Below are 12,297 nucleotides of genomic sequence, written 5' to 3'. Positions count from 1 at the left end.
GAGTTCGACATTAGGCGAGACCTCGGACATTCACCCCGATAAAGGGGGGCCGGGGGTTCGCGCGCTACCCGGGAATCCCCGGCGCGGATCGTGTTGTCAACAATTATTGACAATCAGTGGACCGTCAATATAACCTGACACCATGCACGACGATCCCAGCCATGGAACCGCCCAGGAGGAGACCTCCGACACCCTCGCCCGGCTGGCCGCCGACGACGACCCGCTTCGCGGGCTCGGCGCGGTGCGCGCCCTGCGCACCCTGGCCGACCGGCTCGAGGAGGTGCAGGTGGCCAACGCCCGCAGGGCGGGCTGGAGCTGGCAGCAGATCGCAGAGGTTCTGCAGGTCAGCCGCCAGGCCGTGCATCAGAAACACGCACAGGACACCGGCCGAGACGGCCGGAAGGAGACAGAACAATGATTGAACGATTCACACGAGACGATCGCCGCTGGATATTCGGATTCGCCGAGCAGGAGGCCCGCGACCTGGGCCACCGCGTCCTCGGCAACGACCACCTCATCCTCGGGATGCTCTGCAACGCCCGCGCCCCGCTCTTCGGACTGCTCGGGGAACGTGGTCTGACACTGGCCGGCGCCCGCGCCGCGGCATCGGCCTACCGGGCCGAGCACGGCGTCGGCGACCCCGCGCAGGAGGCGGCGGCACGGTACGACGAGGACCGGGAGGCGCTGCGCGCCATCGGCATCGACCTGGACAAGGTCCGTGAGGCGGTACGCGGCAAGTTCGGCGACGACCTCGCCGACGGCTGGGGCCGGCGGCCGCACGGCCGGGGCGACCGGCGCCGGGGCCGCGGACGGCCCGGTCCCGGTGATTTCGGCCCAGGTGGTTTCGGTCCCGGTGGCCGGGGCTGCGGTCCGGAAGGACCTGGGGCGGAAGGAGAACCCGGAGAGTGGCGGGGTGGCCGCGGCCGCCGTGGTCCCGGTGGTTTCGGTCCCGGTGGTTTCGGTCCCGCTGGTTTCGGTCCCGGTGGTTTCGGGCCGGGAAGTGACGAGGAAGGCCCCTGGGAGGGTGGCCGGGGCCGGCGCGGGCCGCGCGGACGCGGTGGCCGGATGCGTTTCGGGTCCGACGCCCGGTCGGCGCTGCGCGGGGCGGTGAACGTCGCCCGCGAGCGCGGCGATCACGTACTCACCGCGCACCACCTGCTCATCGGCATCATCGACACCGCCGACGACGCCTCGCGCGCGGTCCTGGCGACGGCCACGGTGAGCATCGAGGACCTGCGTCAGGCGGTCGTGGACTCGATGCCGCCGGTCGGGGCGGATGCCTGACCCGAGGTGATCGGTGGCCGATCAGTCCAGATCGACCTGGACGGTGTGGGCCCGCTTGCGGGGAATCTGCACGGTGCCCACACCGCGCAGCGCGTAGCCGGTGCACGTCGTGGTGATCGCAACCGTCGTCCCGGGCACCACGCAGGCGGCGACGAGTTCGGCCATGAACCCGTCGTCGGCCTGGGCGTCCTCCGACACCCAGCGCACCCGGCCCGATACCGGTCCGCCCGCACGGGGCAGCTCCGGCAACCGGGTGGCGCCGGGGACGGGCAGCAGGGTGCCACCGGCCTCCGGGATCGGGTTGCCCCACGGCGACACGAGCGGCCCGACCAGCGCCGATGCCGCGCCCTCGGCGGCCTCGTCGCTCATCACCTGCGCCCACCGGCACGCCTCGGCATGCGCGGAGAGCACCGGCACGCCGAGCATGTCGACGAGGATCCGTTCGGCCAACCGGTGTTTGCGGGTCGACGACAGCGCCAGCGCGAGGCCGTCGCCGGTGAGTTGGACCTGCCGGTCGGGCGCCACGCGGACAAGTCCGTCGGCCTGCAGCCGCCCCACCATCTGCGACACCGTCGGGCTCGACAGCCCGAGCCGGTCGCACAGCCGGGCCCGGCGGGCGGGCACGCCGTCCTCGCCGAGGTTGTAGATGGTCCGCAGATAGGTGACGGCCGTCTCCGACACCGCCTCGGCGAGCCGGGGCGTGCCGGGCGGCGGCGTGGCCCCGGGTGTGACGGTTAGGGTTGAGTGCTGGTACATACCGGCCTGCCGTGAGAAGGGGTAGAAGTCAGGACATGCGCATCCTGCTGGTGGAAGACGACCGCAATGTCGCCGAGACCGTCCGGCGGACGCTCATGTCGCAGGGCTGGGTCGTGGAGGTGGCCGGCGACGGCGTGACCGGCCTCGAGGCCGCGCGGAGTGCGCACTTCGACGTGGTCGTGCTCGACATCATGCTGCCCGGCCTCAACGGCTACGAGGTGGTCCGCCGGATGCGCGCCGAGCGGGTGTGGACGCCGGTGCTCATGCTCACCGCCAAGAGCGGCGAATACGACCTCGCCGACGCCCTCGACCTCGGCGCCGACGACTACCTCACCAAACCGTTCTCGGTGGTGGTGCTCATCGCCCGGCTGCGCGCACTGGCCCGCCGTGGGGCTCCCGAGCGTCCGGCGGTGCTGTCGGCCGGTGACCTGGCGCTCGACCCGGGCGCTCATACCGCCCACCGTGGGGATACCGAACTCGTTTTGACCCCAAGGGAATTCGCCGTCCTGGAGTATCTGATGAGGCACAAGGGGCAGGTCCGCTCGAAGGCCGACATCCTGGCCTCGGTGTGGGACTCCGACGCCGGTGGCGACGACAACCTGGTGGAGGTCTACATCAGCTACCTGCGCCGCCGGGTCGACGCCCCGTTCGGCCGCAAGGCGATCGAGACGGTCCGCGGTCACGGCTACCGGCTGGCGGCCGACGGCGGCGCGCACACGTCCTGAGCGCGCGCTTCCCGAGACATCGACCAGGGCAACGGGATTCGATGATCCGGTCATGTTATGCGCCCCGTCGTCCCGGGACGGCCGCCGGCTGCCGACCCTCCGATGTCATCCCAGACGGCTTCTGCCACAACAGATTCGGAACCACTGTCGGGATCCTCGGTGGCCAGCGGCAGGGTGATCGTGAACGCCGCCCCGCCGCCCGGATTGTCGGCGACGCCGACCTGCCCGCGGTGCACGCGGACGATCTCGGTCACGATCGCCAGTCCCAGACCCGAGCCGCCCTGCCCGCGGTCGCGGGCGGCGTCCAGACGCACGAACCGGTCGAACACCCGCGCCTTCTCCGCGTCGGGGATGCCGGGGCCGTCGTCGGCGATCGTGACCGCGACGGTGCGCTCCCGATCGTCGCGGGACATGCGCAGCGACAACTCGTTCCGCGTGTGCCGGGCGGCGTTGTCGGCGATGTTGCGGATGGCCCGGGTGAGCTGCCCGGGATCGCCGTCGACGCGGGCGGGAACGATCTCCGACGACACCGTGGCCGGGGCCAGCGCCCGCATCCGGGTCACCTCGGCACGCACCACATCGTCGAGATCGACGCTCTGGATCCGGGTGGTCATGCCGTTCTCGTCGGCGCGGGCCAGGACCAGCATGTCCTCGACGAGCTGCTTCAGGCGCAGGGCGTCCGGGAGCATGATCGTCTCGACGGTGTCGACGTCGATCGGCGTCCCGGTCGCCCGGGACAGGTCGAGCAGGCCGACGAGAGTGGTCAGCGGGCTGTTCAGTTCGTGTGAGGCGTCGTTGACGAACTGCAGCTGCCGCGAGCGGGAATGCTCGATGCGCTCGAGCATCGCGTTCATGGTGCTCGCGAGTTCGGCGATCTCGTCGCCGGTGGCGGGGACGGTCAGCCGCCGGCTGGTGTCGCCGCCGGAGATCGCGTCGGCCTGCTTGCGGATGGTGTCGACGGGCCGCAGCGCGCGGCCGACAAGGAAGTAGGTGAGCAACGCGACGGCGATGATGATGGCCGGGAACACCAGGCAGATGGTGAACGCCACCGTGAGCACCGAGGTGGTGATCGGTCCCTGATCGGTGGTGACGAGCACGGTGAGCGGGCCGTCGGTGGTCTGCACCCCGACCGCGCTGACGGTGTACTTGTAGTCGTACCGGCCGACCACCTGGATATCGCGGACGACCTTCGTCTGCCCGGGCCGCAGACTGCCCAGCAGTGGCCGGACACCTACCACGCTGGACTTGAGCACCTCGCCCTCGGCGTCGATGATCACGACGTCGGACACATTGGGGTCGCGGGCCAGCATCAGCGGCGTCACCGCGTGCAGGCCGTCGGCCTCGAGCGCGTGCGCGAGTTGCTGCGCCCGGGTGGCGCCGGCCGACTCGGCGTTCCGGATCAGGATGCGGTGCATCGTCAGCAGCATCCCGGCCGCGGCCACCGCCATCGCCACGATCACCACCGCCGTGGCCACCAGGGTGAGCCGCGTCCGGACAGGGCCGAGCCACCGGCCCGCGCCGGGGCTGCGGCTGTCGGTGGTGGGTGACACGGGCCCGACAGTAGGGCGACCTCCGGTCCGGCCGCCACCGCTTCTCAGGGTGCGCTAAGAACCTGCCGGATCTACCCGACGGCCAGGGTCACCGCGGTGGCCACCGCCCACAGCAGCATCGCACGGCCGGTGGTGGCCAGCGACACGATCAGCGCCGGTCCGATGGCGCCGCCGCGCACCGGCGCCGAGGCCACCCAGATCAGCGGCGCCGCGAGCAGGCCGATCAGCGCCCACCACGTCGCCGCGGCCAGCACCACGGAGGCGATCAGCGGCACCGCCAGCAGTGCGCAGAACAGGATCCGGGTGCGGGCGTCGCCGAGCCGCACCGCGAGGGTGATCTTGCCCGACTCGGTGTCCGACGGGATGTCGCGCAGGTTGTTCACCACCAGCACGGCGCTGGAGAAGCAGCCGATCGCCACCGCGCACACCAGCCCCACCCAGTCGACGGTGTCCGCGGCGACCAACTGGGTGCCCATGACGGCGACGAGGCCGAAGAACACGAACACCGCGATCTCGCCGAAGCCGAGGTAGCCGTACGGCTTGGCGCCGCCGGTGTAGAACCAGGCGCCCGCGATGCACACCGCGCCGACCACGACCAGCCACCAGGCGGTGCTGACGGCCAGGACCAGTCCGCAGACGGCGGCCACGCCGAAGCAGGCGAACGCGGCCCGTTTGACGGCGGCGGGTGCGGCCGCACCGGAACCGACCAGCCGCATCGGGCCGACCCGCTCGTCGTCGGTGCCGCGGATGCCGTCGGAGTAGTCGTTGGCGTAGTTGACGCCGACGATCAGCGCGAGCGCCACGAGCAGCGCCAGCGCCGCCCGCCACCACGACACATCGCCCGCGCCCACGGCGGCCGCGGCCGCGCCGACGCCCGCGACGACGGGTGCGATCGCGTTGGGGAGGGTGTGCGGGCGTGCGCCCTGGATCCACTGCTGTGCGGTAGCCACCGTCCGATCCTCGCACGCGCCGCACTGCGCCGGTTCAGCCCGGTGAGCCGACCATGTCCGTCGATCGGATGAATGTGGCCCGATCATCGGCAGAACGGGCCAGGTAGGGGCTGATTGCGGGACTTTGGCCCCTAGCAGCGACACGCCGATGGCTCATTCGGGTGGCGCTTTCTCTCACGGCATGGCACACTATGTGAAGTCTCTTCCCGGAGACTTGCGCCCTGCCTGCATCCCCCCCAAGTCGGCAGGGCGCTTCTCCGTTTTCAGGGTCCTTTTTTCGTCAGAGGTCTTGTCCGACAACAGGTCCCGAAGCGCGGCCCGGTCCGGTTTGCCGGGGCCCCGCATCGGCAGCGCAGCCACGACGAACACCTCGCGCGGGGCGGCGAACCGGTCGAGCCGCGCGGCCACCAGCCTCGTCACGGCGTCGGTGTCCACACCGGCGGCATCGACACCGGACGGCACGACGACGGCCACCACCCTCTCACCGAGCCGCGGGTCGGGCAGGCCGAGTACGGCGCACTCGGCGACCGACAGATCGGAGAGGATGACCTGCTCGACCACCTCGGGCAGCACGGTGAGTCCGCCGGTGCTGATCGCCTGATCGGCCCGCCCGACGACCCGCAGCAACCCGGCCTCGACGACGCCGAGATCATCGGTGCGGAACCGGCGTGCACCGTCCCGCGGGCCGGTGGGTGAGGACGCGAATGCCGGATGGTCCGGCAGGTTCCGGTAGCCGTGGGCCACCATCGGCCCGCCCAGTACGATCCGGCCGGGGCCGGGACCGCCGGCAGGGGTGTCGATGCGCACCTCGACGCCGTCGAGCGGGACACCGTCGTAGACGCAGCCGCCGGCGGTCTCGCTCATGCCATACGTGCACACGATGGCCAGGCCGGCATCGATCGCCTTGCGCTGCAACAACTCCGGTGTGGCAGCCCCGCCCACCAGGATGGCGTCGAAGGTGCGGGCGGCCGCCGTCGCGGCCGGTGAGTCCACCACCTTGATCAGTTGGGTGGGCACCAGCGAGGTGTATCGGCGCGGCCCGTCGAGTCCGTCGGCGGCCCGCACGAAATCGTCGAGGCCGAATCCCGCACGCACATCGACGATCCCGGGACGGAACCCGGCGCCGAGTGCCCGCAGCAGCACCTGCAGCCCGGCGATGTGATGCGGCGGCAGGGTGAGCAGCCAGTTGCCCGGTCCGCCCAGGAACGTCTCGGTGGCCCGCGCCGACGCGCGCAGGCCGGCGGCGGTGTGCTGAGCGCCTTTCGGGGTGCCCGTCGACCCGGATGTCGATATCACCAGGGTCACGTCGTCGCCGATGGGTTCGCCCGCGCCCAGCGCCGCGCACAGGCGGGCGGCGGCCGCGGTGTCGCCGGGGACCGGCAGGACGGCGCGCGTGGTGCCGTCGTCGAGGAGGGAGGCCAGCGTGTCGGCGTGGGCCAGCACCTGCGGGCCGCCGGTCAGCTCGAGCGGCTCCAACCGATTCAGGAGCTGTCTCCGGTCTCGTCCGGACCGTCATCCTCGTCGGGCTCCGGGGGCCCGGTGGACTCCGGCGGCTGCTCGGCGGCCGGGGGGCGTGGGGGCTCCGGCGGGAGGGTGTCGGCGAGCGGTTCGTCGTCGAACGGCCAGCCGCCCGCGAACAGCAGCTCCCGCACCCGGGCGATATCGGCCTCGTGCGGGAGTTCGTCGGTGACCTTGGTGATCTTGACCCCGGCGTCGATCTTCGAGATCGGTTCGAGCTGGTGCAGCGAGTCGTCGATGAGTTCGGCGGTCACGTGGTCGAGTTCCTCGCCGGAGAGCTGCCGGCGCAGCAGGGCCACCAGCGGGATGTAGTCGCCCTGGGGCACCCCGTTGGGGTAGCCGGCGCGCAACCACTCGACGACCTTCCTGAGTAACTGTGGGCGGTCCACGATCGCCTCCCTTCTTCCGTGCCCGGTGATTCCGATGATTCTGATTACCCCAGCAATCTGCAACGTCGCGAATCGGGTGTGTGCAACACCCCCCCAGTACACACCTTTCCGGTTCGGCCCGGGATGTGGGCGATCGGGGATTCGGGCGGCGGGGGATCCGGGTCACAGTATTCGGCGCCGGCCCTGGTGGGGGCCGGCGCCGAATCCGGGTGGGTAGGCCTGGCCGGTCAGGCAAGGACCTCGTCGTCGTCGGCGGTCGCGGTGTCCGCCTGAGCGCGGGCCAGCGGCCAGCCGGCCGAGGCCAGCCGGGCGGCGACCTGACTGATCTTCTCGGTGGTCGGCCTCTCGTCGGTGGCCTTGGTGATCGCGGCGCCGATGTTGTCCTCGGTCAGCGGGACGTCGAGGTCGTGGTCGCGGGCCAGGCGCAGCACCACGTCGGTCACCTGCCGTTCATCGAGAGAACGGACGAGCAGGGCGAGCAGTGGCGGGAAATCGGTGGCCGGGATGCCTTCGGGATAACCCGCGCGGATCCAGTTGACGGCGGCTTCGAAGGGCGATGCGTTGTCTGTCATGGATGGGTGAGCCTCTCGCGGTGGTTGTCGGTCGGCCTTGTCGTCCGGTCGGTGCGGGTCAGTACCAGGAGGCGGGGAAGACCTGGATGCCGAGGTGATAGTCGAGGGTGTGCCGGCAGACCCAGAGGATGCCGACCGCGACGACGGCCACGACCAGGGCGAACAGGAAATACCCGGCAGCCTTGTATACGGGGTTGGGGGCGGTGATCGAACCGTCGGCGTTCTCGTCCCCCGCGCCGAGGGCACGGAGCCGGAGGCCGAGCGCGAAGACCACTGGCAGCCCGGCGCCGAGTGTCAGGCCCACGACGAGGACCCGGGCGATCGCTTCGATGGTGTGCATGGTGGGTGTCCAATCCTTCGCTGGTTGCGTCGGGCCTAGACCGAGGCCGGGCGGGAGGTCGGGCCTTCGTCCGCCGGGAGCACGGAGTTGCTCTCGGAGTCCCAGTCGGCGGTGACATTGCTGTGGTCGACCTTGTTCTGCTGGGCGCGCCAATACATGTAGCCGGAGGCGGCGACGAGGATCGCGAAGATCACGATGGAACCGGTGACGTCACCGATGAGGTGGCCGATCCAGAAGCAGAGCGCGCCGACGACCGCGGCGGCGGGCAGGGTGGTGACCCAGGCGACCGCCATGCGGCCCGCCACGCTCCAGCGGACCTCGGCGCCCTTCTTGCCGACACCGGTACCGAGGATGGAGCCGGTGGCCACGTGCGTGGTCGACAGCGCCATGCCGGCGGTCGACGAGGTCAGGATGATCGCCGCGGAGGACGCGTCGGCGGCCAGGCCCTGCGGGGAGCTGATCTCCACCAGGCCCTTGCCCAGGGTGCGGATGATGCGCCAGCCGCCGAGGTAGGTGCCGAGGGCGATGGCTATCGCGCAGGACAGGACAACCCAGATGGGGAGCCCGTCGGAGACGGTGGCCGCATCCAGATGGTTGGTCGCGATGAGCGCGAGAGCGATGACACCCATCGTCTTCTGTGCGTCACCGGTGCCGTGGGACAGCGCGAGCAGCGAGGCGGTGGCGCGCTGACCGTAGCGGAAACCGGCGTCGCGGTTCTTCTCGGCGATGGAAGAGGTGATCTTGTAGATCGTCCAGGTGCTCGTGGCGGCGACGAGGCACGCGATCACCGGGGCGGCGAGGCCCGGGACCAGGAGCTTGTTGGTGATGCCCTGCCAGTTGATGCCACCGGTCCCGATGGCGGCCAGCCCGGAGCCGATGAGCCCACCGAACAGCGCGTGCGAGGAACTCGACGGCAGTCCGAACAGCCAGGTGAACAGATTCCAGAGGATGCCGCCGATGAGTCCGGCGAAGATGATCAGCAAGGCCTTCTGGGCATCGAGGCCGGCGACGAGTTCACCGGCCTGCGCGCCCTTGGTCTCCTGGATCTTGAGGACGTCCTTGGTGATGGTCGCCGCGACCTCGACGGAGAGCAGGGCACCGATGAGGTTCAGGATGGCGGCCACGGTGACCGCGGTTTTGGGTTTGAAGGCGCCGGTGGCGATCGAGGTCGCCATCGCGTTGCCGGTGTCATGGAAGCCGTTGGTGAAGTCGAAACCCAGTGCCGTGATGACGAGCAGCACCAGAATAAGCATCTCTGAGCTCATGTCATCATCATGCTGTGCGAAGGGGGTTGGCACCTAACTTTCACCAAGCCAAAAGACCCCATTTGACGTGCATGTTTGCCCTATACAGCCATCTGTTCACCGACTGTTCACGTTGCGTAATCCAAGTGGATATCTTCCGCCGGATCGAAGCGGGTCTTTGGCCCTGATCCGTTGGTCTCGAGGACACCTTCGGGACACCGACACGTCGCCGACCGACCGCTCGTGCGGGTGTGGAAGAATGCGGATTCATGACGCCATCTGTCGCACCGGATCCTGGGACGCCGATGAAGCTGGGCATGCCGATCAACTACGCGGGCGACTTCCGCGAGACGATCGACAACCTCGCCGACTTCGAGCGGGTGGGCGTGGACCGGGTGACGGTCCCCGAGGCCTATAGTTTCGACGCGGTCAGCCAGCTCGGCTACATCGCGGCGCGCACCGAGAAGATGGAACTGCAGACCGGCATCCTGCCGATGTTCTCGCGCACCCCCACCAATCTGGCGATGACCGCGGCCGGCCTGGACTACATCTCCGGCGGCCGCGCGATCCTGGGGATCGGGGCGTCAGGCCCGCAGGTCATCGAGGGCTTCCACGGGGTGCCCTACAACGCCCCGCTCGGCCGCGCCCGCGAGCACGTCGAGATCTGCCGCAAGGTGTGGCGCCGCGAGCCGGTGGCCTTCGACGGCAAGTACTACCACCTGCCGCTCGACGCCGAGCACGGCGGATCGGGCCTGGGTAAGGCTCTCAAGATCATCAACCACCCGGTCCGAGACCGGATCCCGATGCTGCTGGCGGCCATCGGCCCGAAGAACACCGAGCTGGCCGCCGAACTCTTCGAGGAGTTCCAGCCGTTCCTGTTCCACCCCGAGCACGTCGGCGCCGCCTTCGGTGAGGCGCTGGCCGCGGGCAAGGCCAAGCGCAGCCCGGACCTGCCGCCGCTGAGCATCGTCGTCAACGCCACCGCGCTGATCACCGACGATGCCGAGCAGATCGAGAACGCCACACAGCTCGTCCGGCACCACTACGCGCTGTACATCGGCGGCATGGGCGCGCGCGGCAAGAACTTCTACAACACCCTCGTCGTGCGGTACGGCTACGCCGACGAGGCCAAACTCATCCAGGATCTGTACCTCGACGGCAAGAAGGCCGAGGCCGCCGCGGCGATTCCGCAGGAATTGATCGACTCGACGGTGCTGATCGGGCCCAAGTCGAAGGTGGCCGAGCAGGTCGAGGCGTTCCGGGGCGCCGGGGTGGGCTGCCTGCTGGCAGCTCCCGCCGCCGGGACGCACGTCGAACGGGTCGAGGACATGGAGATCCTGCGTGAACTGATCGGCTGAGCGCTGCGCGGTCATCGGTAACCGCACCGGCAAAGGCGGAAAACGGCAGAAGCGAAAAGAAGGGCACGGCCATCGCGGCCGTGCCCTTTCTTTTTGGTTTGGAGCCGCATCTGGTTTCAGAATTATCCAATATTAGTGGTTGACTGTGGATCAGCATTATCAATCAGTGTGTATGTGATGATGCTGTGGGTGTGATGTTGTCGGCGCAACTGCTGATTCGTCCCTACTGTCGGGTAAGTTAAGACGAGATTCACTATGACAAAGCATCGGCCGGATCCCCCCATCGCGGCTGTGAGCGTCGAGATGGGACAGCAGATGACCGACACAGCGACTGTGTCCTGGCCCCGGTCCGGGCCATGGCCGGGCGCACGCCGCAGGTGGCTTTCCCGCGGTCGGCGTGCTCACGGTGGGCATCCCACCGACAGTCTGCTGCTGCACGCCGCGGTGGTCCTCGTCGTCGTCACCGCCCCGATCGAGGGCTATCTCATCGACCTGCACCCGCAACTCGGCAAACTCCCGGCGATCGTCCTGATGGCCACCTGGGCGGGGGTGCGTATCAGGCAGCGGCGCGTCAGCCCGGCGCCGGTGTACCTGCTGCTCGCGGGGCTGGCCGGGATCGTCCTGCTCAGCACCGCGACTCATCTCATCGCGCCGTTCAGCATCGAATACGCGATCCGCTGGCTGCCGTTCCTCGTCGTCAGCGCCCTGCTGATCGACATCGTCGCGACGGAGGTGAGCGTGCGGGTCGTGTTCGTCGCCGCCCTCGCCGGCGCGTCGATCGCCGCTGTGGGTGCGCTGATCAGCGTCTTCGTCTCCGGCGACCTGCGAGCCGCGGGCCCGCTCGAGGATCCCAACGACCTCGCGTACGTGCTCACCGCCGCGCTGCCGCTGGCCACGGCCTGCCTGCCCGCCGGCCGGACGGTGCCCCTGTTCTGGCGCCTGCTGCCGGCGGCGTCGGCGGTGCTCCTGGTGGCGGGTGCCGCCGTCACCCTGTCCCGCGGCGGGCTGCTGGCGGTCTGCGCCGCCGCGCTGTGGCTGGTGGCGCGCCGCAACCTGAGCCTGCGGGCGGCGGGCGGACTGTGCGGGGCGGTCGTCGCCGTGGCGGCGCTGGTGTGGCTGTTCGCCGGTTCACTGGTGACCGCGGCGCTGGGACAGAAGACGTACATCGCCGAGAGCAATATCGACCAGCGGCTCATCCGGTGGCGGGCGGCGATCGAGATGGCGGGTACCCATCCGGTTCTCGGGGTCGGTCCGGGCGGATTCCGCAGCGAGTACCTGCCGACATCGCACGTCGCCGAGATCGAAGAGCTGACGCCGGTGACACACAATATGTACCTGGAGGTGGCCGCCGAACTCGGGATCATCGGGTTCGCGCTGTTCATCGCACTGATCGTGGGTGCGTTCGTGTACAGCGAGCGCGCGCTGCGCCTCGGTGCAGACCGCCGCGGCGTCGTCGCCACGCAGGCGGCCCTGCTGGCGGTCGTGGTGTCGTCGGTGACGCTGTCCGAGGAGTACTACCTGCCGCTGTGGTCGATGATCGCGGTGGCCTATGCGCTGCACCTGCGGGCATCGCGTGCCCCGGACACCCGGATGACGCGGGGAGGCCGCTGA

The 12,297-nt window shown here is 69.8% G+C and carries 13 protein-coding genes; 5 read left to right on the top strand and 8 right to left on the bottom strand.

The genetic code is table 11. The annotated features are described in order from the left end of the window. The first annotated feature begins 142 nt into the window (after nt 1–142). Nucleotides 143–418, top strand: a complete 276-nt coding sequence (locus tag GOAMR_RS12960) for a helix-turn-helix domain-containing protein (RefSeq protein WP_005188256.1) — start codon at nt 143–145, stop codon at nt 416–418. Next, complete coding sequence (locus GOAMR_RS12955) at nt 415–1,284, top strand: Clp protease N-terminal domain-containing protein (protein ID WP_005188249.1); 870 nt, start codon at nt 415–417, stop codon at nt 1,282–1,284. The genes GOAMR_RS12960 and GOAMR_RS12955 overlap by 4 nt, the downstream gene beginning before the upstream one ends. A gap of 21 nt (nt 1,285–1,305) precedes the next feature. On the opposite strand, the gene GOAMR_RS12950 is transcribed toward GOAMR_RS12955, so the two are convergent. Next, nucleotides 1,306–2,040 carry a metal-dependent transcriptional regulator gene (locus GOAMR_RS12950; protein WP_005188246.1) on the bottom strand — a complete coding sequence of 245 codons (735 nt, stop codon included), beginning with the start codon at nt 2,038–2,040 and terminating at the stop codon, nt 1,306–1,308. Nucleotides 2,041–2,075: 35 nt separating this feature from the next. Between GOAMR_RS12950 and GOAMR_RS12945 the strand changes: the two genes are divergently transcribed. Then, nucleotides 2,076–2,765: a response regulator transcription factor gene (locus GOAMR_RS12945; RefSeq protein WP_005188244.1), complete on the top strand. Its 690-nt coding sequence runs from the start codon at nt 2,076–2,078 to the stop codon at nt 2,763–2,765. A gap of 50 nt (nt 2,766–2,815) precedes the next feature. On the opposite strand, the gene GOAMR_RS12940 is transcribed toward GOAMR_RS12945, so the two are convergent. The 7 genes from GOAMR_RS12940 to GOAMR_RS12910 form a co-directional block, all read right to left on the bottom strand. Further along, nucleotides 2,816–4,315: a sensor histidine kinase gene (locus GOAMR_RS12940; protein ID WP_005188242.1), complete on the bottom strand. Its 1,500-nt coding sequence runs from the start codon at nt 4,313–4,315 to the stop codon at nt 2,816–2,818. 71 nt (nt 4,316–4,386) lie between these two features. Further along, nucleotides 4,387–5,265 (bottom strand): 1,4-dihydroxy-2-naphthoate polyprenyltransferase, encoded by an 879-nt coding sequence (locus tag GOAMR_RS12935; RefSeq protein WP_005188239.1) that lies wholly within the window; start codon nt 5,263–5,265, stop codon nt 4,387–4,389. A gap of 189 nt (nt 5,266–5,454) precedes the next feature. Continuing rightward, a complete protein-coding gene (menE, locus tag GOAMR_RS12930; protein WP_005188236.1) occupies nt 5,455–6,741 on the bottom strand; it encodes an o-succinylbenzoate--CoA ligase in 1,287 nt (428 codons plus the stop codon). 5 nt (nt 6,742–6,746) lie between these two features. Next, nucleotides 6,747–7,172, bottom strand: coding sequence for a DUF3349 domain-containing protein (locus GOAMR_RS12925; RefSeq protein WP_005188233.1), 426 nt, complete (start codon nt 7,170–7,172; stop codon nt 6,747–6,749). 227 nt (nt 7,173–7,399) lie between these two features. Beyond that, entirely contained in the window at nt 7,400–7,744 is a 345-nt protein-coding gene (locus GOAMR_RS12920) for a DUF3349 domain-containing protein (protein WP_005188231.1), read from the bottom strand. A 58-nt stretch (nt 7,745–7,802) separates the two neighbouring features. Then, the gene (locus tag GOAMR_RS12915) at nt 7,803–8,084 is read right to left on the bottom strand and encodes a hypothetical protein (RefSeq protein ID WP_005188229.1); all 282 of its coding nucleotides are present in this window, start codon (nt 8,082–8,084) and stop codon (nt 7,803–7,805) included. A gap of 35 nt (nt 8,085–8,119) precedes the next feature. Beyond that, complete coding sequence (locus GOAMR_RS12910) at nt 8,120–9,349, bottom strand: inorganic phosphate transporter (protein WP_040515165.1); 1,230 nt, start codon at nt 9,347–9,349, stop codon at nt 8,120–8,122. Between the two features lie 284 nt (nt 9,350–9,633). Between GOAMR_RS12910 and GOAMR_RS12905 the strand changes: the two genes are divergently transcribed. Both GOAMR_RS12905 and GOAMR_RS12900 read left to right on the top strand, forming a co-directional pair. Continuing rightward, on the top strand, nt 9,634–10,686 hold the full coding sequence (locus GOAMR_RS12905; protein WP_005188223.1) for an LLM class F420-dependent oxidoreductase: 1,053 nt from the start codon (nt 9,634–9,636) through the stop codon (nt 10,684–10,686). 315 nt (nt 10,687–11,001) lie between these two features. Beyond that, a complete protein-coding gene (locus GOAMR_RS12900; RefSeq protein ID WP_005188220.1) occupies nt 11,002–12,297 on the top strand; it encodes an O-antigen ligase family protein in 1,296 nt (431 codons plus the stop codon).

It is taken from the genome of Gordonia amarae NBRC 15530 (assembly GCF_000241345.1).
Classification (GTDB): Bacteria; Actinomycetota; Actinomycetes; order Mycobacteriales; family Mycobacteriaceae; genus Gordonia; species Gordonia amarae.
Note: the sequence above shows the minus strand (reverse complement) of the source record. Positions and strands in the feature narration are given on the sequence as shown.

What these genes read in the sequence shown, in the direction of transcription:
- GOAMR_RS12960 (WP_005188256.1), top strand. Translation starts at nt 143, where the DNA reads ATGCACGACGATCCCAGCCATGGAACCGCCCAGGAGGAGACCTCCGAC.
- GOAMR_RS12955 (WP_005188249.1), top strand. Translation starts at nt 415, where the DNA reads ATGATTGAACGATTCACACGAGACGATCGCCGCTGGATATTCGGATTC.
- GOAMR_RS12950 (WP_005188246.1), bottom strand. Translation starts at nt 2,040, where the DNA reads ATGTACCAGCACTCAACCCTAACCGTCACACCCGGGGCCACGCCGCCG.
- GOAMR_RS12945 (WP_005188244.1), top strand. Translation starts at nt 2,076, where the DNA reads ATGCGCATCCTGCTGGTGGAAGACGACCGCAATGTCGCCGAGACCGTC.
- GOAMR_RS12920 (WP_005188231.1), bottom strand. Translation starts at nt 7,744, where the DNA reads ATGACAGACAACGCATCGCCCTTCGAAGCCGCCGTCAACTGGATCCGC.
- GOAMR_RS12915 (WP_005188229.1), bottom strand. Translation starts at nt 8,084, where the DNA reads ATGCACACCATCGAAGCGATCGCCCGGGTCCTCGTCGTGGGCCTGACA.
- GOAMR_RS12910 (WP_040515165.1), bottom strand. Translation starts at nt 9,349, where the DNA reads ATGAGCTCAGAGATGCTTATTCTGGTGCTGCTCGTCATCACGGCACTG.
- GOAMR_RS12905 (WP_005188223.1), top strand. Translation starts at nt 9,634, where the DNA reads ATGAAGCTGGGCATGCCGATCAACTACGCGGGCGACTTCCGCGAGACG.
- GOAMR_RS12900 (WP_005188220.1), top strand. Translation starts at nt 11,002, where the DNA reads ATGACCGACACAGCGACTGTGTCCTGGCCCCGGTCCGGGCCATGGCCG.